The sequence below is a fragment of the Halomonas sp. TH-94 genome, assembly GCF_057473365.1.
Window position 1 is genome coordinate 1 of the sequence record NZ_JBYCKL010000008.1, and the last position, 19,895, is coordinate 19,895.

A 19,895-nucleotide genomic window follows, 5' to 3' on the forward strand; every position below is an offset into this window, starting at 1 on the left:
GGGGGAATCATCGCTGCCGCCTTGTCACTATCAGGCAGCCCCGCCACAGGTTTCACTTAGCCGCCAGCAGGCCGCCCGGTGGCCGTCGCCCAGCTCGCTCATGCCGGGCAGGGCCTGGGTGCATGTCGCGTCGGCATACTGGCAGCGCGGGGCGAAAGCACAGCCGGGCGGCGGCGCCGACATGTCCGGCGGCGCTCCGGGAATGGCGCTGAGGCGCTGCCCGCGCAGCTCGCCGGTGGCACGCGAGTGCATCAATCCCAGGGTGTAGGGGTGACGCGGCTGGGCGATGACGGTGTCGACAGCACCGGTTTCCACCAGCCGTCCGGCGTACATCACGGCAATGCGATCCGATATCTCGTTGGCCACCCCCATGTCGTGGGTCACGAATATCACCGACATGCCCAGTTCCCGCTGCAGCTCCCGAAGCAGCAGCAGGATCTGAATCTGCACCGTGGCATCCAGCGCGGTGGTCGGCTCGTCGGCCAGCAGCAGCTTGGGCCGGCACGACAGGGCCAGGGCGATCATCGCCCGCTGGCTCATGCCGCCGGAGAGTTCGTGAGGGTAGTTGGCGAGCCGCCGCTTGGCCGAGGGAATGCGCACCCGGTCGAACAGTTCCAGGGCGCGGGCCAATCCCTCACGCCGACTAACTCCCTCGTGGCGACACACGGTCTCGGCAATCTGATCGCCGACGGTGAACACAGGATCGAATGCCAGCATCGGCTCCTGGAAGATCATCGCCGCCGTACGCCCGCGAAAGCGGGATAGCCCACTCCGCGACATGGCCAGTACGTCCTGTCCGTCGACGCGTACGCTCCCCGTCAGTCGAGTCTTGCGCTCCGGCAACAGGCGCATCAGGCTGCGCAGGGTGACGCTCTTGCCCGAGCCGCTCTCGCCGAGAATGGTCAGCACTTCGCCCCGCGCCAGGGTCAGGTCGACCCCGTTTACCGCTTGCACCGGGCGACGAGCCGAGCCGAAGTGCACATGCAGGTCGCAGATTTCGACCATGGGGTCGGCCGGAGCCGCCAGCGGCGCCTGGGTGGCCGTACGGGTCATGACATCGGATTTCATCGAACACTCTCCTCGGCGCTTGGCTGCGTGTGCGTCACCGCGGCCTGAACCTCGGCGGCGCGGTGGCAGGCCGCTAGATGCCCGCCGCCCGGCAGCACCGCAAGCGCAGGCTCAGTGCCACGGCAGACATCCACGGCCATGGGGCAACGCGGACAGAACCGGCACCCCGGCGGCAGGTCGATGGGGTTGGGTGGGTCGCCGGCCAGCGGGGCCGTCTGGGTCCTCAGTCCCGGTTCCATCGACGGCATCGCCGACATCAGCGCCCGGGTATAGGGATGGGCCGGAGCGCGGTAGAGGGCCTCGCTGTCGCCCACCTCGGCGACCTTGCCCAGGTACATCACCATGACCCGGTCGCTGATGTAGCGCACCACGTTGAGGTCATGGGAGATAAACAGGTAGGTCAGCCCATACTCCCGCTTGAGGTCGCCGAGCAGATTGAGCACCTGGGCTTCCACCGACTTGTCCAGCGCCGATACCGCCTCATCGAGGATCAGCAGGCGCGGCTCGAGCGCCAGCGCCCGGGCGATGTTGACCCGCTGCCGCTGGCCGCCGGATAGCTCATGGGGGTATCGCTGCGCGAAGCGTTCAGGCAGCAGCCCCACCTGGTCGAGCAGCCGCCGGGCTCGCTGTCGCGCCTCACGCCGGCCGATCCCGTGTACCTGCGGACCGAAGGAGATCGACTCTTCGATGGTCATGCGCGGATTGAGCGAAGCGTAGGAGTTCTGGAACACCATCTGCATCTGTCGGCGCATCTCGCGCAACGACAGGCCGCCCCGCGTGCCGACCGGGTCGCCGTCGAAGATCACCTCGCCGCCATCCGGCTGCAGCAGATGCATCAGCAGGCGCGCAGTGGTCGACTTGCCGCAGCCCGATTCGCCGACGATGCCGAGGGTCTCGCCCTTGCGCACCTCGAAGTCGATGCCGTCCACCGCATGCACGCGGCTCAGCGGCCGCCCCAGCAGGTCACGCTTGATCACGAAGTGCTTACGCAATCCCTGGACCCGCAACAGCGGCTGGGCTCTGCCACCGCGGTCACGGGGATCGCTCATCTCCATGGGCGTGGCTTTCATGCTGATCTCTTTTCTAGATTGATGGCTCATAGCTTGACGTCCATGGCGGAGCGCAGCCCGTCGCTGAGCATGTTGAAGCAGATCGACACGGTGAAGATCATCATCCCGGGCAGCACCGTTACCCACGGATTGACGTAGATCGCATCGCGCATGGTGTTGAGCATCAACCCCCATTCCGGCATCGGCGGACGCGCACCGAGGCCGAGGAAGGAGAGCCCCGAGGCGAGAATCATGCTGACGCTGATCAGCGAGGTCGCATAGACGAAGATCGGCCCCAGCACGTTGCCCAGCACGTGCCGCCGAATGATGGTCAGGCTGCGCGCGCCGCTGGCTCGCGCCGCTTCGATGTAGTCGACGTTGCGCACCTGGGTGGTCACGCTCTCCGCGACCCGGGCAATGGGCGGGATGAACACGACCGTGAGCGAGAACAGCGAGTTGACCAGCCCGGCCCCCAGGGCACCGGCCAGGGCGATGGCCAGCAACACGGCGGGAAAGGCGTAGAACACATCGATCACGCGCATGATCACGGTATTGGTGCGCCCGCCGACGAAGCCGGCGACGATGCCGATGGCGCTACCGATGACGAAGGCGTTGATCACCGGCATCACACCGATCAGCAGCGACAGCCGGGCACCGTGAATCAAACGCGAGAGTATGTCGCGCCCCAGCTCATCGCTGCCCAATGGGAAGCCCGGAGAGCCGATGGGTTTGAGGCGATTAAGCATGCTCGTGCTGTAGGGATTCTGCGGCGCCAGCCAGGGGGCGAAGATCGCCATCAGCACGATGGCCAGCAGAATCAGGCCGGCGGTCATGGCCACCGGGTCGCGCCGCAAGCGGGCGAATACGCTGCGCCAGTAGCCTTGCTCCGCGGGTGGTGCCGCCATGGGCGACACGGCGGTATCGAGAGTGAGCGACATGGGCGTGTCTCCTTGCGATCAACTGCGCTGAATGCGCGGATCCAGCCTGGCCTGGGCCAGATCGACGATGAGGTTGAGCAGCACGAAGAACAGTGCCAGCACCAGAATGGTCCCCTGCAGGATCGGCAGGTCGCGCTGGAAGATGGCGTTGTTGAGCAGAAGCCCCGTGCCCGGCCAGGAGAACACCGTCTCCACCAGGATCGAGCCGCCAAGCAGGTAACCCAGTTGCAGCCCCATCACCGCCAGCGCCGTAGGCGCCACGTTCTTGACCACATGCAGGAATACGCGCTTCTCGGCCAACCCCTTGGCGCGCAACGCCTCGATGAATTCATGGGCCAGGATCTCGGCCACCATGGCGCGCACGGTTCGGGTCACCACCCCCATGGGGATCACAGACAGGGTCACGGCCGGCAGAATCAAATGGCGCAGATAGGCCCACTCGAACGCCCAGTCGCTCGAACTTCCCGGCCCCGCCCCAGACGAGGGCAGCCAGTTGAGCTCCACCGAAAACACGATAACCAGCAACATACCCAGCCAGTAGTGGGGAATGCTGACGCCACCGACGGCAAAGCCGGTGACCACACGGTCGAGCAGTGACCCCTGCCAATAGCCGGCCAGCATGCCGAAGGTGCTGCCCAGCGTGAAGCCGATCAAGGAAGCCGCCAGCGCCAACAGCAGGGTATTCTTGAGCGCGGCGAATACCTCGGTGGTAACCGCCCGCCCGTTGGCAGCCGACAGCCCCAGGTCGCCCTGCACCGCACGACTCACCCACAGGGCGAACTGCTCGGGCAGCGGGCGATCGAAGCCGTAGGCGCGCTCCACCATGGCCACCACCTCGCGCGGGGCATCGGCCGACACCACCGCATCCATGGGATCGCCGGGCGAAAGGTGCACCAGCGAGAAGCAGAAGAAGCTCACCGCCAGGGTGATCGGCACTACATAGAGAATACGCTTGAGAAAATAGGTACTCATCTCGCCTCCAGGCCGGCGGCGGCAGGCCTTCACCTGCCGCCGCTACGACTCACTCCTCGATGTAGACCGGTGTCAGGTCCTGGAACCAGTTCTTGGCCTGGACGAAGCCCTTGACCCGTGGCTGCATCGCACGGGGTCCCACGTCATGGGCCACCCACAGCCAGGCGGCGTCATCGACCATGCGGGCGTGGAACTCGGCCAGGATGGCGTCCTGTGCCTCCTGATCGAATGTCACCCGTGCCTCATCGAGCAGACGGTCGTACTCGGGATCGTCCATGTAGCCCCAGTTGAAGCCGTTCGGCGGTGCCATGCTCGAGTGCATGAAGCGATAGAAGGCGGCAAACGGATCGAGCCAGCCAAAGGTAATGTTGGTGGCATGGGCACCGCGGCTGCTAGCATCGTCCGCACCACGCCGCCAGTTGGGGAACAGCGACTCCCAGTCGAGCACCTCGAAGTCGAGCGCGATGCCAACCTCGGCCAGGTTCTGCTGGATGTACTCGTTCATGGCCAGGGGCTGCATCTGGCCGGAGCCGGAGGTGGAGATCAGCACCTTCACCTGCACGGGATTGTCCGGGCCGTAGCCGCTCTCCGCCAGCAGCCGCCTGGCCTCCTCCGGATCGTAGCGGGTCTCGAACTCGGGCTCGCCGTACCAGGGGTGATCCGGTGTGACGATGCCCGCCGCGGGCACCATCAAGCCACCCAGCAGCGCCTCGAGCCCCTCCCGGTCCACCGCCAGATTGGCCGCCTTGCGCACGTTGATGTCACGCCAAGGGCTGCCCTCGAGCATGGAGAACTGATATGGCCAGGTGTGCGGATAGGGGTTGCTGGTGATGGTCATGCCCCGTGACTGCATGCGCGGGATCGCGTCAGGCGCCGGGGTCTCGATCCAGTCCACCTGGTCCGACAGCAGCGCCGAGGTACGGGTGCTCGACTCGGGCATGGGGATCAGCTCGATGCGCTCGATACGTGGTACGCGTTCGGCGTCCCAGTAATCGGCGTTGGGCTCGAGCACGGCCCGCTCCCGCGGTACCAGACGCGTCAACCGGAACGGCCCGGTACCGGAAGGCTCGCGGGCGAAGGCATCCCAGTCGCCGCCGAGCGCCTCCCACTGCGCCGGGCTCGAGAAGAGCAGGAAGGTGAGCTGATACGGGAACCAGGCGTCCGGCTCCCGCGTGGTGAAGCGGATGGTATGGTCGTCGACCTTCTCGTACTGGTCCATGGCCGGGATGCGGCCGCGCACGTTACCCGCCTGACGGGCGTCGAACTGCGGCGACTCCTCGTCGTAGACCTTGTCGAGGTTCCAGATGGCGGCGTCGGCATTCCACTCGCTGCCATCATGGAAACTCACGCCCTGGCGCAGGGTGAAGGTCCACACCCGGGTGTCCTCCTCGTCGACCTCCCAGGATTCGGCCAGGCCGGGGGTCAGACCGCTGATGTCGTCGGCAGAGGACAGGTCCCAGTTGATCAGCGCGTCGTAAACCGTATAGCCCAGAAAGCGGTACCCCTCGAAGCCGCTGTCGGGCTGTCCGGTGGTCAGCGGAATGTCCGAGGCGGTCATGGCGATGCGCAGCACCTGACCGTCGGCCATAGCCGGCATGGAGAGTACCGTCAGGCTGACGGTCACCGCTGCCGCACGGCAAGCCTGGCGCAGGGCTGCTGCGATTTTTTTGTATACCATTATTCACGCTCCCCCTCTTCTTGATCGGAATGCCGGGCATCATCGATGTCCAGCTCATCCCGACCATTGCAATTACGAGGCCAAAAGAAGCGATATCTGAGGAAAAAGCGCGAGAACGAGAGAGTCAGAAATACAAGCTACTGAAATTTAGTATACAAACATCAGGCTGAATTTTTGAAAGCTCTCGATTGAGACGGGGTAAAGCACCGCGTTGTGATCGTGCACGGTGCTGCCTAGTGAGGAAATTGCGCACGAGCGCGCCGAATCGGTGCAGACAAGATGACGGGGTGCGCCGTCAAAGTGCATCAGAGGTTGAAGATCTGATGTAGATCGGGCGCCTCCTGCTCTTCCTCGACAATCGATAGCGAGGCCTCGATCGCCTTGAGGTGACGCCCCATGAAGGCCGTAGCCCGTTCGCCGTCGCCCGCTTCGAGAAAACCGATCAGATCGTCATGATCGTGAGACTCGCAGCCCAGGTGACCCGAGCTGCCGTAGACGGCGAGAATCAACGAAGAGCGCGAACAGAGTTGACCGACAAAGGCCGCCAGGGTGGCATTGCCCGACAGCTGCGCCAGACGCTCGTGAAAGGCGGCGGAAAGTTTGATGGCGCGGCTTTGCTCGCCCGACTTGAGCGCCTCACGCTCACGGCGGGCCATGTCGCGCAGCGCTCGCACATCGTCGTCGGTGATGCGCTTGGCCACCGTCGGCATGAGCCCGCACTCCACCATCTGACGAGCATCGAACACGTCCTTGGCTTCCTCGGCGGTGGGCCGGGTGACGCTGGCACCGCGCCGAGGCGTCAGCGTGACCAGTTGTTCGAGGGCCAGACGCTGGAGAATCTTGCGCACACCGGTACGGCTGATGCCGAATACATCGGACAGGGCATCCTCACGCAAGCGTGCACCGGGCCGCAGTCGATGCTCGATGATGGCATCGCTGATGGTGCGATAGATCGCTTCGTGGCGCTCTGCCCCGTCGCCGTTCTTGCCCAGGCGCCGGGGTTTTTCCTTAGCCGAGTCGCCAGCGTCGGCCAGGCTCTCCCGCTGGTTCATGTCTACCTCCTTGCAGCCCATCTTTACTGGCCATTGTATACACAAGTACCGCGAACTATCGAACCTACGCAAAGGCCCCCGACGCCGCAGACGAGCGGGCCGGGGGCGCTATACAGGAAGAGGCTTTTCGGCCTACTCCGACCAGGCGGCAATCACCTCCCGCTCTTCGTCGGTCATTCCGGTCATGTTGCCAAGCGGCATGTACTTGCTGGCTACTACCTGCTGGATTTGGCTCTTCTGCCGCAGAATGTCGTTCCAGTCGTCATAGGCCACACCGGCTGGCGGAGCGGCGAAGCCGGGCTGGGTAGGCTCCCGCGAGTGGCAAGCGACACAGTGCTGATCGATCATGGCGTGAACTTCATCCTGGCTGGGTGCCTCGGCGGTGCCATTGGCGGCCGTGGTTGCCCCACCGGGCGTTCCCAGCCAGAACGCCACCAGGATCAGCGCCGCGCCGGCTACCGGGTAGGCCGGCTGGATCTTGCCCGCATGCATCAGCACGAAGAACTGGCGGATCAGCGCACCGGCGAAGATGAACAGCGCCATCAGCACCCAGGCGTATTCGTGATTGTACACGAAGGAGTAGTGGTTGCTGATCATCAGCAGCACTACCGGCAGGGTGAAGTAGGTGTTGTGCACCGACCGCTGCTTGCCTCGCTTGCCATCGAGCGGATTTGGCTGTTCGCCGGCCTTCATCGCGTTGACCATGCGCCGCTGGCCGGGAATGATCCAGAAAAATACGTTGGCGGACATGGCAGTGGCCATCACCGCCCCGGTGAGCAGGAAGGCCGCCCGGCCCGAGAACATCTGCACGCTGAGGTAAGCCACTACGACCATCAGCACGGCGACCGCGAGGCTGAGTATGCCATCGCGCTCCATGTTGGGACTGATGCGCTTGCATAGCTCGTTGTAGACCACCCAGCCGGCAAGCAGGAACACCAGGGCCAGGAGGTTGGCCTGCCAGCCGCTCATGTTGGCGGCCCACTCCCAGCTGCTGTGAGGGTTGACCAGGTAGAAGCCCGGGTTGGTCATGTAAAGCAGTACGAACAGAGCGAAGCCCGAGAGCCAGGTGGTATAGGACTTCCAGAAGGACCAGTGCAGGTCCTCGGGTAGCTTTGCGGGCGCCGTGGCGTATTTCTGGTTGTGATAGAAGCCGCCACCGTGCACGGCCCACATCTCACCGAATACGCCCTTGTCGCGATCTTCGGCGGCCTTTGGCTTGCGCAGGCCATTGTCCAGCATGACGAAGTAGATCGACTCGCCGATCCAGGCGATGGCCGCGATAACGTGCAGCCAGCGCAGCATGAAATTGACGAAATCGAGTAGGTAAGCTTGCATCTGAGGGGTCTCGGTCAGTGTTGTTGTTCAGCGGCCCGGGGCCAACGCAGGCAATGTTCGAATAAAGCTCAGCTGCCGCGGTAGGTGGAATAACCAAACGGCGACAACAGAAGTGGCACATGGTAGTGCTGGGATGGATCCGCTACCCCGAAACGCAGTGGTATGACATCGAGGAAGCGTGGCTCGGCTGCCTGGACGCCATGCCGGCGCAAATAATCGCCGGCATGGAAGACCAGTTCGTACTCGCCGGCCTCGAAGTCGCTGCCCTCGAGGATGGGTGCATCGCAACGACCATCATCGTTGGTGGTTACTGTCTTGAGTACGGTGCGCTGGTCCCCTGCCAGGCGAAACACTTCGATTCTTATCCCTTGGCCGGGGCGGCCCAGGGCGGTATCCAGAACGTGCGTGGTGAGTCGTCCCATTTCATTACTCCCTTACGTTAGACCGCGAGCCGTGGGAAACGACTCCAAGTCTGGCCGGTATCATGAAGACAGTTTTAGCCCTTTTGATGGTACATTTCAAAATTTTTTTGTATACACTTTTACGAGATACATGCAGCTAGCCCATATACGGACCAAGGAGACCACGAATGAAAGACACAGCACTGATACCTCGTCCCAGTACGCTGGAGCGCGACGAGTTCGTATCCCGCTTCGGTGATATCTATGAGCACTCTCCCTGGGTGGCGGAGCTTACCTGGGAGCGTGGCCTGACCCCGGCACAGGACACCCCGGCGGGTCTCGCCGAAGCCATGGGACAAACCCTGCGCGATGCAACCCCAGAGCGTCAGCTTGACGTCATTCGCGCCCACCCCGACCTGGCCGGTAAAGCCGCCATCGCCGGGGAGCTGACGAACGATTCGACCCGTGAGCAGGCCGGGGCGGGACTGGATCAATGCACCCCCGAAGAAATGGCGCGCTTCGAGCGACTGAATGCAGCCTACAAGGAAAAATTCGGCTTTCCCTTCATCATGGCCGTGAAGGGTAGCGACCGTCATGCCATTCTCGCCGCATTCGAAACCCGCCAGAACAACACTCCTGAGGAAGAGCGTCGTACTGCCATCGAGCAAATCAACCGCATCGCCCGCTTTCGTCTGGATGACCGCGCCGCCCAGCATTGAGCGATCCGACAGCGTCGTCTCTCGGCGCTGTCGCCCCCCCCCTCTTTTGCCGATAATTCCTGCCCTAGCACGTCCCTGCTCAATCTCCTCCCGCACTATTCGGAAGGGGAAGACTCGTGCCTGAAAGTCGTCCATGACAGCGCCACCAATATGACCAAACGGTCAACATTATTCATATAACCCTTTGTTTAAAAACATAAAATCAATCGCGTGGACAAAAATAAAAGCAAATTGTCTTTTAAACGAATCACGATTGTGTACATTAATTTCAGTAAGTGGTGCACATCAAGCATCACCCGAGACAACAACAACTCGAGAGCCTGACCATGACTGGACCCTCTCCTCAGCATCCCAAGCCTTCACGTACGATCAATCAGAACCCCGACGCCATGCCACCGCTTAGCAAAGCGATTCCGCTGGGGATTCAACACATCATGGCGATGTTTGCCGGCAACGTGACCCCGCCGATCATCATTGCCGGTGTCATAGGGGCCACGACTGGCGAACAGATTTTCCTGATTCAGGTCGCCCTCTTCGTGGCCGGCATCGCCACCTTGATTCAAACCATCGGCATGGGCCCCATTGGCGCCCGCCTTCCCATCGTTCAGGGGACGAGCTTCGGCTTCCTGCCGGTGGCCCTCCCCCTTGCAGGCACTTTCGGCCTCCCCGCCGTGCTGGGGGCCTCATTGATAGCCGGGCTTCTTCAGGTGGGCCTGGGCGCCTTTCTCAAGAAGATTCGCCATTGGTTTTCGCCCGTGGTGACTGGCATCGTGGTGCTGTTGATCGGTATCACCCTGATGCCGGTGGGCCTCAATTATGCCGCCGGGGGGGTCGGTGCCGATGATTTCGCCTCACCCACCAATCTGGGCCTGGCGCTATTCGTCCTGGTGGTAACCATCGTCGTGCACCAGTTTGGACGCGGCTTCCTCAAGGCCGCCTCCATCCTGGTAGGACTCGCGAGCGGGTATCTGCTGGCGATTGCCATGGGCATGGTGGACTTCACTAGTGTGGGTAACGCCGCCTGGTTTGCCATTCCCAAGCCTCTGCAATACGGCCTGGAATTCCAGCTGACCGCCATCATCGGCATGACGCTGATCATGTTCGTGGTAGGCCTGGAGACCATCGGCAATATCTCCGCCATCACCATCGGTGGCGCCGGCCGTCAGGCCAAGGATCGCGAGCTCTCCGGCGGTGTGATGGCTGACGGGGTAGCCACCTCTTTCGCTGCGGTATTCAACACGCTGCCCAACACCGCCTATGCACAGAACGTTGGGTTGATCACTCTGACTGGCGTGGTCAGCCGCCACGTCGTGACGATCGGCGGCATATTACTGATCTGCATGGGGCTGTTTCCCAAGCTGGGCGGTTTGGTCGCGGCCATGCCCCATGCAGTGCTGGGCGGTGCGGGGGTGGTGATGTTCGGCATGATCGCCTCGGCAGGGCTCAAAATCATTCAGGAGTGCGAACTCAACCAGCGTGCCATGCTGATCATCGCCGTTGCCATGAGCCTGGGTATTGGACTCCCCGCTGTGGAAGCCATTGCCGAGACCATGCCCGGCCAAGCGGGCCTGCTGCTGAAATCAGGGCTCGTACCTGCAGCGCTTGCCGCCCTGTTGCTCGATGCCGTCCTGCCTGGCAAGCCTGAGCGTGAGAAGTCTCAAGCCGCAGCGGTGAACCCCTGATTTTTCAACAACACGGGCACCCTAGGGTGCCCGTCAGTTACTGATGAATCTTTTTTATACTGCTACAGGCTACTGCGCCTGAGTACCGGCTTCATCTTCCTCGTCTGGATCGACGTCATCACCCGACTGGGTGCCTTCATGCCCTTCGATACCAGCGCCGCCTGCTTCGGCTTGGGTGCCGGTCGCATCATCGCCTTGGTCCAGATCATTGTCCGCTCCCGGTGCAGCATCCTCCGGGTCCTGCTCCTCTTCCCACTCCGTTTCACCTGCTTCGCCTGCGCCTTGACCTGCGGCGCCAGTCGCGCTGCCTTCCTGCATGGTGGTTTGGTCTTCCTGGCCGTAGTCGCCGTCCTTATCCTCTTTGTCGCGATCACCAGCGAACGCCGAGGGGGCAGCTGCCAGGCCAACGATTACGCCTAGCACACCGACTTTTTTGAGAAATTCTTTAGACATCATGGCAAGCACTCCTTGTCTCGTTCAACTCCACTGATGTAGCGGTACGGAAAGCTTCAAGACCGTTCATCGGTAATATAAGCGTTCTATAGCCAGCTGACGTACTTCCAGACTTGGCCGATACACCCGTTACCCCGTACCGCCCCGACTAGAGTCGATAGGCTAATCCGCGCGCCTGGCAAGGCGGCAGAACAGCCATGGATCGGTAAAGGGTACAATCAGGATAGTTTGCCCCGAGACTTATGATGCAGATTTCTCGCCAAACTACACAAAAGTATGATTCAGCTGAAGTTGAACAAACGCAGCCTCAATAAGACATTACTCTTTTATATTTCCCACATGATACGTTTAGATTTTATTCACAAAAACGAAAAAGGCCGCCGCCCTGTTGGGCGACGGCCTCGTTCGATGCCGGCGGCGACTTACTTGGTCGCGGCGCTGGCGGCCTTGACGTTCTGCTCGGCCAGTTGCTGGCCCTTCTGCAGAAACTCTTGGCTCAGGTCGACCACTTTCTTGGTGTCGCCCTGCAGGCGCTCACCAAGTTCCTTGGCGGCTTTCTGCTGAGTTTCGAAAACCTGCTTGAGGCCGTCGGAGTCCTTGACGTCGACCCAGGCACGCGCCTGAGCCAGACTCAGATCCGAGTAGCTGCGGAAGGCTTCCAGCTGCGCCGACAGCATCTTCTCGTAATACTCCAGGGTCAGCGAGCCATAGGCACGCGCCGGGGCGAAGAACAGGGATTCGAACTGCTGGGTTGTCTTGTCTTGGGTCTTGCTCATGAGACACCTCCTACGTTGCGTTTCCAAGGCAGGATATGAGCCTTGATGCATTGCAACATAGCAGCTCCTTTTGTGCATTGCAACATCTTTGCTGCGACGCAGCATTCCCTTCGGGGCCCTCTCTATCTGTAGGCTCCGTCGATATCCGTGATGCGCATGGCCTTACGCCCCATGCCGTCGTAGAGATCGAGCATGCGCTCAACCCAGCCGTAAACGGGATCGGCATTTGAGACGAGGTCTGCGGTGGAAACCACTCTGGCCCACATGAAGGAGCCGAATACCAGATAGTCGGCCGCGGCAGGAGACTCGCCATCAAGGAAGGGACAATACTCCAGCTGCCCGCGAAGCGGCGTCAAAGCTGCATCGAGCTGAGCCAACCCCTTGGCCGGAGAATGGAACTCCTCGAATGTGCGGCCGAAGCGCTTTTCCCGGGTCTCGCGGAAATAATTGCGGTCCTGCGGATCAATGGCATTGAGCAGATCCATGATGATGGTACGCATCATGGCCGGCTGCAGGGCACGCTCGGCATAGTGTTTGAAGAAGCGCGCCCTGGCCCCGGCCAAGCCTTCACCAAGGAGTGGTCGTTCGGGGTAGGTGCGATCCAGATACTCCAGAATGGAATAGCTGTCCGTCACGGTTTCGTTGCCATCCACCAGCACCGGCACCTTGTCGTAGTCGGCGAAAGCGATCGCTTGCTTGTCAGTGAAGCGCCACGCTCGAGTCTCGACATCGAGCCCCTTGTGGGCCAGCGCATAGCGGACACGCCAGCAATAGGGAGAGAAACGCAGCCCCTCGTCGATGCCGCAGAGATCGTACAGAACCCGTGACATGGCGCCTCCTCAATGAACGTTTGGTGATAGTCATCGGATAGTGCCAGTGTTGCGGCGAGGATGCCAATCTCGCCATGCTTGGCTACGCTGTGGGGGACGGCTGTCCATTAGTCTAATAACGATCGACCGTGGCTCGTCTTAAAGCGCCCGTAAAAAAATCATAAACCTTTGTTTTAAAATCATAACAAGAGAAAGAAAAAGCAAACGAGCAAGAACCAATATTGGTCTTACCAATTCACCAGAGATGGCAACTTTTCTTCGCTCTAGTATCGTTGCCCACCCAATCGGCTATTTCGGGCTAGTCTTGCCGGGTGGCCCTGCCTGATGGTCCCAAACAAGGAAAATCCGAGGAAACGTCATGACGGATACGACCTTAGCGCTACTCGCCTTCACACCCTTGATACTTGCGGGGGTGTTGCTCATCGGTTTTCGCATGGCGGCCAAGACGGCCATGCCCATCGTTTACCTGGTCACGGCTGTCATCGCCCTGTTCGCTTGGGAGATGAGCTTCAACCGGGTTCTGGCCTCGACCTTCCAAGGCCTGATTCTCACCGCTTCGATCCTGTGGATCATCTTCGGCGCCATCCTGCTGCTCAATACCCTCAAGCACTCGGGCGGTATCGCGGCGATCCGCAACGGCTTCTCGGGTATCAGCCCCGACCGCCGAGTCCAGGCCATCATCGTTGCCTGGCTGTTCGGCTGCTTCATCGAAGGCGCCTCGGGCTTCGGCACGCCGGCGGCCGTCGCTGCACCGCTGATGGTGGCTCTCGGCTTCCCGGCGCTGGCCGCCGTGGTCGTGGGCATGATGATTCAGTCCACCCCGGTTTCCTTCGGCGCCGTGGGTACGCCCATCGTGGTGGGGGTCACCGGCGGCGTAAATCAGTCCGCCATCACCGAGCAGCTGGAAGCCGGTGGCTACACCTGGCTGGAGTATTTCCGACTGATCTCGGCCGAAGTGGCCATCGTGCATGGCATCATCGGCATACTGATGCCGTTGATCATGGTCGTGATCATGGTCAAGTTCTTCGGCGCCAACAAATCATGGAAAGAGGGGCTTTCGATCACGCCCTTCGCCATCTTTGCCGGGATCGCCTTCGTCGTGCCCTACATGCTGGCAGGCGTACTGCTCGGGCCGGAGTTCCCGTCGATGATCGGCGCCATGGTGGGTCTGGCCATCGTCGTCCCCGCTGCCCGTCGGGGCTTCCTGATCCCCAAGGACACCTGGGATTTCCCCGAGCGCAGCAGCTGGCCGGACAACTGGATCGGCAAGATCGAGATCAAGATCGACGATATCGCCGGCAAGACACCGCTCTCCACCTGGATGGGCTGGCTTCCCTACGTGTTACTGGCCGTGTTCCTGGTCGCTTCGCGCACCATCGACCCGCTGCGTGAGGCACTCAATGCCTGGACCTTCGGCTGGAGCAACATCCTCGGTGAGGCCGGAGTCTCGGGCAGTCTTGCCCCACTCTACCTGCCCGGCGGCATTCTGCTGATGGTGGTACTGGTCACTGCGGTGATTCACCGTATGCGTGCCGGTGAACTCCAGTCGGCCTTCAGCGAGTCCTCACGGACGATCTTCGGTGCCGGCTTCGTACTGATCTTCACCATTCCGATGGTACGGATACTGATCAACTCCGGCGTCAACGCTGCCGACCTGGTTTCCATGCCGGTGGCCATGGCGCAATTCGTGGCCGACGGAGTGGGCGATATCTATCCCTTCTTCGCTCCCGCCGTGGGCGGCCTGGGCGCCTTCATTGCCGGCTCCAACACTGCGGCCAACCTGATGCTGGCCGACTTCCAGTTCAACGTCGCACAGCAGCTGGGGCTCTCCACCGCCTTCATGGTAGCACTGCAAGCCGTGGGCGCTGCGGCGGGCAACATGATTGCCATCCACAACGTGGTAGCGGCATCGGCCACCGTTGGCCTGCTCGGCCGTGAAGGCGAGACCATCCGCAAGACGATCCTGCCGACGATCTACTATCTCGTGTTCGCTGGCGCTATCGCCATGATCGGCTTCTACGTGCTCAACGTCAGCGACCCGCTCATGGAGGTGGGCGCGACGGAACCTGTCGCCATCGAGCAGATGGAGCAGGAGCCTGCTGATGGAGCGGAAGAGGAGCCGGCTGAGGAAGCGGCTACCGAGGCCGATGACGGCCCCTTCGAAGAGGCAGAGCAGGAAGAATAAGCCTGAGCTGTACTGAGCAATACGAGCGCGCCCCGAGGCATACACCCCGGGGCGCGCTCTTTTAGCGCTGCTGGCCTAGTCGATTCGTTCGAGCTGGCCCTGATGCTGGTGTGCTTTCTCGACGTAGCCTGCGGCGTTGCGCCGCATACCTTCGATGGCCTTGTTGCCGAGTTCACGAACCACTTTCGCCGGCGCACCAACGATCAGCGAGTTCGGTGGAAACTCGGCACCCTCCTTGACCACGGCACCGGCCGCTACCAGGCAGTTTTCGCCGATCACCGCGCCGTTGAGGATCACCGCCTGAATACCGATCAGGCTACCGTCACCGATGGTGCAACCGTGCAACATCGCCTGATGACCTACCGTGACTCGCCGACCCACCTTGAGCGGAAAGCCCGGATCGGCATGCAGCACGGCACCGTCCTGTATATTGCTCCCTTCGCCGACCTCCAGTTGATCCGTATCACCGCGCAGCACCGCCTGATACCAGACGCTGGCGTCGGCCTTTAGCGTTACCTGCCCGATCACCTCGGCGCTCTGCGCCACGTAAACACTTTCATGAATGTCAGGACGGTGCTCGCCCAACCGATAGATCGCCATCGTTGCTCCCTCCGTGGTGGTTAGATCGTCGATGCCGCAAAGTCGTTACCGACCTTGCAAAAGTAGTCGTTCACGGCCGCAACCACGCGTTCGATGTCTTTGCCGCTCACGTCCAGGTGGGTGACCAAGCGGGTCACGGGTCCCACTGCAACCAGGATGCCTCGGCTCTCGAGGTGGACTTGCAAGGAGCGACAATGGGCCTCTGGAACAGCCATGAAGACCATGTTGGTATCGCAGGCACGAACCTCCACCTCAGGCAAGGCTCGCAGGCCTTCAGCCAGGCGTCGGGCGTTCTCGTGGTCTTCAGCCAGGCGCTCGACATGATGCTCGAAGGCATGGTGGCATGCCGCAGCCAGGACGCCAGCCTGGCGCATGCCGCCGCCCAAGGTCTTGCGCCAGCGCCGCGCCCGGGCGATGAAGTCGGACTCTCCCAGCAATAGCGAGCCTACTGGCGCACCTAACCCCTTGGAGAAACACAGCGACACGGAGTCGAAACCCTGGCACAGCTCGGAAAGCGTCGACCCGGTGGCGACGGCGGCATTGAAAAGCCGCGCCCCGTCCAGGTGGGTAGCGAGCCCCTGGCCATGGGCCTGGTCCGTCGCAGCGGCCAAATAGGCCTGAGGCAGCACCTTGCCACGAAAGGTGTTTTCCAGTGCCAATAGGCGGGTTCGGGCATGATGGATATCGTCGCCCTTGACCGCGGTACGCAGGATATCCAGCGCCAGGCTGCCGTCGGCCTCGTGGGGCAGCGCCTGAACGCTGATGCTGCCGAGCGCTGCGGCCCCGCCGCCTTCATCACGATAGAGATGCGAGTACTCTCCGGCAATGACCTCTTCACCCCGCTGGCAGTGAGTCAGCAGTGCGCACAGGTTGCTCTGCGTGCCCGAGGGGAACAGCAGCGCAGCGGCCTTACCGGCCCGCTCCGCCACGATCTGCTCCAAGGCATTGACGGTGGGATCGTCGCCCCATACATCGTCACCCACCTTGGCGAGAGACATTGCCTCACGCATGGCCGAGGTGGGCCGGGTCACGGTATCACTGCGTAGATCTATCACGTCATGGTCCTCGTCATGAAGAAAGGGGCGACCCCGGCCGCCCCTTTGGAAAGTAGAGCTCCCGTGCCATCAGGCCAACGCCTGCTCCAGCAGACGAGCGACATGGACAGCCTCGCGGCCTGCCCCATCCTGGATCTGATGGCGACAACTGGTGCCATCGGCCACCACAAGAGCCTCTTCTCCTGCCTCGCGAATTGCCGGTAGCAGTGACAATTCCGCCATTTTCATCGAGGCGTCGTAATGCTCGGCTTCGTAGCCAAAGCTGCCCGCCATGCCACAGCAGGATGACTCGATGGTTATCACTTCCAACTCCGGGATCCAGCCCAGCACTTCCTCTACCGGCCGCAGCGCATCGAAGGCCTTTTGATGGCAATGACCATGCAACAACGCCTGCCGTGGCAGCGGCTTGAACTCCAGTGGCAATTGGCCGGCGGCATGTGCCCTGACCAGGAACTCTTCGAACAGGAAGGCTGATTCGGAAAGGGCTCTGGCCTGGTCGCCAAAGCCATATTGAAGGAATTCGTCCCGCATGCCGAGCAGGCAGGAGGGCTCGAGCCCGACGATGGCGATGCCACGCTCGACATAAGGTATCAGCGCCTCGAGAGTTCGCCTGGCCTCTTCCCTGGCTTTGTCGAACTGACCCGAGGAGAGGTAGGTACGCCCGCAGCACAGCGGCCGTTCGCCTGGCTTGACGTTGAGATGCACCCGGTAGCCTGCCGCTTCCAGCACCCGCTTGGCGGCTCGAGCGTTTTCGCTCTCCATATAGTTATTGAAGGTATCCACGAACAGCACTACCTCACGCAACGCCGCGCCAGAGCTATGGTGTTGCTCGGAAAGAAAGTTGCCGCTAAAGGCAGGCAACGAACGCTCACCAGCCAATCCCAGCGCCCTCTTGAGTGGCCCGGCCAAGAAGGGGAAGCGTTCCGCCACCCCTAGCATCCTGGAGAAACGACTGGCCCAGGGAGCGTAGCGCGGCATCTCCCCCACCATACGGTCGCGCAGCGACAGCCCTTTGACGCGGACCCGCGCCGCACGGGCTTCGATCTTGAACTTGGCCATGTCTACGCCGGTTGGACAGTCGCGCTTGCAGCCCTTGCACGAGACACACAAGTCGAGCGCTTCCTTGACCTCATCGCTAGCCAACCCCTCATCACCAAGCTGGCCGGACAGTGCCAGACGCAGGGTATTGGCCCGCCCACGCGTCAGATGCTGCTCATCGCGCGTGGCGCGATAGCTCGGGCACATGGTGCCGGCATCGAACTTGCGACAATGGCCATTGTTGTTGCACATCTCCACCGCCATGGCCAGGCCGTGGGTAGGGTCGCCCGCACTGCCGGGCTTGCTCTGCTCGCCGGTGAGAGGGTCCCGCTTGACGTTCCAGGAAGACCAATCGAAAAGCGGAATAAGCGGAATTCGCTGATAATCGGAAGGGAAGCGGAAGTAGCGCTCATCGTCCATCTTCGGCGTGTCGACGATCTTGCCCGGGTTGAGCAGGTTGTGTGGGTCGAAGGCCTCCTTGACCGCCCGGAAGGCGTCGTTGAGGGTCTCGCCGAACTGCCAGGCCACCCACTCGCCGCGGCACAGTCCATCTCCGTGCTCGCCGGAATAGGCGCCCTTGTACTCACGTACCAGAGCGGAGGCCTGCTCTGCGATTTCGCGCATCTTGGCGGCACCGCCACGGCGCATGTCGAGTATCGGCCGCACGTGCAGGGTGCCGACGCTGGCGTGGGCGTACCAGGTGCCCTCGGTGCCGTGGCGATGGAATACCTCGGTCAACTTGTCGGTGTACTCGGCGAGGTGCTCCAGAGGCACCGCGCAGTCTTCGATGAAGGAGACCGGCTTACCGTCCCCCTTCATGCTCATCATGATGTTGAGACCGGCCTTGCGCACGTTCCACAGCGCCTTCTGCTCGGCGGGCTCGGGCATGTCCACTACGCTGCCGGGCAGTCCCAGATCGGCCATCAGCTCGCTGAGACGCCTGAGTGAGGCGAGCTGGGCCTCGCGATCCTGCCCGGCGAACTCCACCAGCAGTACCGCCTGGGGCCGGTCGATCAGCGCCTTCTCGATCACCGGCCGAAAGGCCGGATTCTCCAGGGAAAGATCGATCATGGTACGGTCGACCAGCTCCACCGCGGTGGGGTCCAGGGTGACGATGTGCTGGGTGAAATCCATCGCCTGATAGAAGGTAGGGAAGTTAACTACCCCGAGCACCTTGTGCTCCGGCAGCGGTGACAGCCGTAGCTTGATACGCTGGCTCACAGCCAGGGTGCCCTCGGAGCCGACCAGCAGGTGAGCCAGGTTGATACGCCCGTCCGGATCGTAGGGTTTGGGGTTCTGGCAATCGAACAGGTCGAGATTGTACCCCCCGACACGTCGCAGCACCTTGGGGAAGTGCTCGCGGACCTCCGGGGCCACGCCAGCGGCGATCGCCTTGACCCGATCAGCCAGTGCCCGGACCGGACCGCTCTCGGGCAGGACGTCGAGAAAGCCGAAATGCCCCTCGCTGCCGTCGGACAACCAGGCATCCACACCCAATACGTTGTGCACCATGTTGCCGTAACGTATCGAGCGCGAGCCGCAGGAGTTGTTGCCGGTCATGCCGCCGAGGGTGCACTGAGCGCTGGTGGAGACATCCACCGGATACCAGAGCCCGTGAGGCTTGAGCCAGGCGTTGAGGTGGTCGAGCACGATTCCCGGCTCCACCACCACGGTGCGCGTCACGGCATCGAACTCAATGATCTGGTTCAGCCAACGAGTGCTGTCGATCACCAGCGCCTCGCCCACCGTCTGGCCGCACTGGCTGGTCCCGGCGCCGCGGGCCAGGATCGGCACCCGGGCATCGCGGGCAACCTCCAGGGCCGTGGTCAGGTCCTGCTGATGCCGCGGGATCACTACGCCCACCGGCATCACCTGGTAGATCGAGGCATCGGTCGAATAGCGGCCTCGCGAGGCTCGATCGAAAAGCACCTCACCTTCCAGTTCTCGGGCAAGGCGGGTAGCCAGTCCGCTCACCGGCTTGACTCGTGCATCCCGGGACGCGGTCTTGTCCGTCAGAGAGGTCATACTGCCTTCCTCAGCTCAGCCATGGGGGAATATGCGGTG

At 62.1% G+C, this 19,895-nt stretch carries 17 protein-coding genes; 3 read left to right on the forward strand and 14 right to left on the reverse strand.

Translation table 11 applies throughout. The features are described from left to right. Positions 1–30: 30 nt before the first annotated feature. The 8 genes from AC2VNO_RS00925 to uraH form a co-directional block, all read right to left on the reverse strand. On the reverse strand, positions 31–1,068 hold the full coding sequence (locus tag AC2VNO_RS00925) for an ABC transporter ATP-binding protein (protein WP_486932384.1): 1,038 nt from the start codon (positions 1,066–1,068) through the stop codon (positions 31–33). Next, positions 1,065–2,138, reverse strand: coding sequence for an ABC transporter ATP-binding protein (locus AC2VNO_RS00930; protein ID WP_486932385.1), 1,074 nt, complete (start codon positions 2,136–2,138; stop codon positions 1,065–1,067). The genes AC2VNO_RS00925 and AC2VNO_RS00930 overlap by 4 nt, the downstream gene beginning before the upstream one ends. A gap of 26 nt (positions 2,139–2,164) precedes the next feature. After that, positions 2,165–3,055, reverse strand: a complete 891-nt coding sequence (locus AC2VNO_RS00935) for an ABC transporter permease (protein ID WP_486932386.1) — start codon at positions 3,053–3,055, stop codon at positions 2,165–2,167. Positions 3,056–3,073: 18 nt separating this feature from the next. Then, positions 3,074–4,027 (reverse strand): ABC transporter permease, encoded by a 954-nt coding sequence (locus AC2VNO_RS00940; protein WP_486932387.1) that lies wholly within the window; start codon positions 4,025–4,027, stop codon positions 3,074–3,076. A gap of 49 nt (positions 4,028–4,076) precedes the next feature. Then, complete coding sequence (locus AC2VNO_RS00945; RefSeq protein ID WP_486932388.1) at positions 4,077–5,705, reverse strand: ABC transporter substrate-binding protein; 1,629 nt, start codon at positions 5,703–5,705, stop codon at positions 4,077–4,079. Positions 5,706–6,010: 305 nt separating this feature from the next. After that, a complete protein-coding gene (locus AC2VNO_RS00950; RefSeq protein WP_486932389.1) occupies positions 6,011–6,757 on the reverse strand; it encodes a GntR family transcriptional regulator in 747 nt (248 codons plus the stop codon). Positions 6,758–6,889: 132 nt separating this feature from the next. Then, on the reverse strand, positions 6,890–8,092 hold the full coding sequence (locus tag AC2VNO_RS00955) for a urate hydroxylase PuuD (protein ID WP_486932390.1): 1,203 nt from the start codon (positions 8,090–8,092) through the stop codon (positions 6,890–6,892). A 68-nt stretch (positions 8,093–8,160) separates the two neighbouring features. Beyond that, positions 8,161–8,514 carry a hydroxyisourate hydrolase gene (gene uraH, locus AC2VNO_RS00960; protein ID WP_486932391.1) on the reverse strand — a complete coding sequence of 118 codons (354 nt, stop codon included), beginning with the start codon at positions 8,512–8,514 and terminating at the stop codon, positions 8,161–8,163. A gap of 167 nt (positions 8,515–8,681) precedes the next feature. On the opposite strand from uraH, the gene uraD reads away from it, so the two are divergent. Both uraD and AC2VNO_RS00970 read left to right on the forward strand, forming a co-directional pair. Beyond that, positions 8,682–9,212, forward strand: a complete 531-nt coding sequence (gene uraD / locus AC2VNO_RS00965; protein ID WP_486932392.1) for a 2-oxo-4-hydroxy-4-carboxy-5-ureidoimidazoline decarboxylase — start codon at positions 8,682–8,684, stop codon at positions 9,210–9,212. A 326-nt stretch (positions 9,213–9,538) separates the two neighbouring features. Next, the gene (locus AC2VNO_RS00970) at positions 9,539–10,894 is read left to right on the forward strand and encodes a uracil-xanthine permease family protein (RefSeq protein WP_486932393.1); all 1,356 of its coding nucleotides are present in this window, start codon (positions 9,539–9,541) and stop codon (positions 10,892–10,894) included. Positions 10,895–10,963: 69 nt separating this feature from the next. Here the strand turns inward: AC2VNO_RS00970 and AC2VNO_RS00975 are convergent, their stop codons facing one another. The 3 genes from AC2VNO_RS00975 to AC2VNO_RS00985 all read right to left on the reverse strand — a co-directional run bounded on the left by AC2VNO_RS00975 (position 10,964) and on the right by AC2VNO_RS00985 (position 12,953). Beyond that, positions 10,964–11,350, reverse strand: coding sequence for a hypothetical protein (locus AC2VNO_RS00975; protein ID WP_486932394.1), 387 nt, complete (start codon positions 11,348–11,350; stop codon positions 10,964–10,966). A gap of 419 nt (positions 11,351–11,769) precedes the next feature. Continuing rightward, complete coding sequence (locus AC2VNO_RS00980; RefSeq protein ID WP_228579744.1) at positions 11,770–12,123, reverse strand: phasin family protein; 354 nt, start codon at positions 12,121–12,123, stop codon at positions 11,770–11,772. A gap of 122 nt (positions 12,124–12,245) precedes the next feature. Then, positions 12,246–12,953: a glutathione S-transferase N-terminal domain-containing protein gene (locus AC2VNO_RS00985; protein ID WP_486932395.1), complete on the reverse strand. Its 708-nt coding sequence runs from the start codon at positions 12,951–12,953 to the stop codon at positions 12,246–12,248. 358 nt (positions 12,954–13,311) lie between these two features. Between AC2VNO_RS00985 and AC2VNO_RS00990 the strand changes: the two genes are divergently transcribed. After that, the gene (locus tag AC2VNO_RS00990) at positions 13,312–15,138 is read left to right on the forward strand and encodes an L-lactate permease (RefSeq protein WP_486932396.1); all 1,827 of its coding nucleotides are present in this window, start codon (positions 13,312–13,314) and stop codon (positions 15,136–15,138) included. Positions 15,139–15,213: 75 nt separating this feature from the next. Here AC2VNO_RS00990 and AC2VNO_RS00995 read toward each other — a convergent pair whose 3' ends face one another. The 3 genes from AC2VNO_RS00995 to AC2VNO_RS01005 form a co-directional block, all read right to left on the reverse strand. Further along, entirely contained in the window at positions 15,214–15,738 is a 525-nt protein-coding gene (locus AC2VNO_RS00995; protein ID WP_486932397.1) for a gamma carbonic anhydrase family protein, read from the reverse strand. A 20-nt stretch (positions 15,739–15,758) separates the two neighbouring features. After that, complete coding sequence (gene ltaE, locus AC2VNO_RS01000) at positions 15,759–16,793, reverse strand: low-specificity L-threonine aldolase (RefSeq protein ID WP_486932398.1); 1,035 nt, start codon at positions 16,791–16,793, stop codon at positions 15,759–15,761. 69 nt (positions 16,794–16,862) lie between these two features. Then, positions 16,863–19,856 carry an FAD-binding and (Fe-S)-binding domain-containing protein gene (locus AC2VNO_RS01005; RefSeq protein WP_486932399.1) on the reverse strand — a complete coding sequence of 998 codons (2,994 nt, stop codon included), beginning with the start codon at positions 19,854–19,856 and terminating at the stop codon, positions 16,863–16,865. Positions 19,857–19,895 lie beyond the last annotated feature (39 nt).

Excerpts from the sequence above, each read along its gene's own strand:
- AC2VNO_RS00925 (WP_486932384.1), bottom strand. The coding sequence starts at position 1,068 with ATGAAATCCGATGTCATGACCCGTACGGCCACCCAGGCGCCGCTGGCG.
- AC2VNO_RS00930 (WP_486932385.1), bottom strand. The coding sequence starts at position 2,138 with ATGAAAGCCACGCCCATGGAGATGAGCGATCCCCGTGACCGCGGTGGC.
- AC2VNO_RS00935 (WP_486932386.1), bottom strand. The coding sequence starts at position 3,055 with ATGTCGCTCACTCTCGATACCGCCGTGTCGCCCATGGCGGCACCACCC.
- AC2VNO_RS00940 (WP_486932387.1), bottom strand. The coding sequence starts at position 4,027 with ATGAGTACCTATTTTCTCAAGCGTATTCTCTATGTAGTGCCGATCACC.
- AC2VNO_RS00945 (WP_486932388.1), bottom strand. The coding sequence starts at position 5,705 with ATGGTATACAAAAAAATCGCAGCAGCCCTGCGCCAGGCTTGCCGTGCG.
- AC2VNO_RS00950 (WP_486932389.1), bottom strand. The coding sequence starts at position 6,757 with ATGAACCAGCGGGAGAGCCTGGCCGACGCTGGCGACTCGGCTAAGGAA.
- AC2VNO_RS00955 (WP_486932390.1), bottom strand. The coding sequence starts at position 8,092 with ATGCAAGCTTACCTACTCGATTTCGTCAATTTCATGCTGCGCTGGCTG.
- uraH (WP_486932391.1), bottom strand. The coding sequence starts at position 8,514 with ATGGGACGACTCACCACGCACGTTCTGGATACCGCCCTGGGCCGCCCC.
- uraD (WP_486932392.1), top strand. The coding sequence starts at position 8,682 with ATGAAAGACACAGCACTGATACCTCGTCCCAGTACGCTGGAGCGCGAC.
- AC2VNO_RS00970 (WP_486932393.1), top strand. The coding sequence starts at position 9,539 with ATGACTGGACCCTCTCCTCAGCATCCCAAGCCTTCACGTACGATCAAT.
- AC2VNO_RS00975 (WP_486932394.1), bottom strand. The coding sequence starts at position 11,350 with ATGATGTCTAAAGAATTTCTCAAAAAAGTCGGTGTGCTAGGCGTAATC.
- AC2VNO_RS00980 (WP_228579744.1), bottom strand. The coding sequence starts at position 12,123 with ATGAGCAAGACCCAAGACAAGACAACCCAGCAGTTCGAATCCCTGTTC.
- AC2VNO_RS00985 (WP_486932395.1), bottom strand. The coding sequence starts at position 12,953 with ATGTCACGGGTTCTGTACGATCTCTGCGGCATCGACGAGGGGCTGCGT.
- AC2VNO_RS00990 (WP_486932396.1), top strand. The coding sequence starts at position 13,312 with ATGACGGATACGACCTTAGCGCTACTCGCCTTCACACCCTTGATACTT.
- AC2VNO_RS00995 (WP_486932397.1), bottom strand. The coding sequence starts at position 15,738 with ATGGCGATCTATCGGTTGGGCGAGCACCGTCCTGACATTCATGAAAGT.
- AC2VNO_RS01005 (WP_486932399.1), bottom strand. The coding sequence starts at position 19,856 with ATGACCTCTCTGACGGACAAGACCGCGTCCCGGGATGCACGAGTCAAG.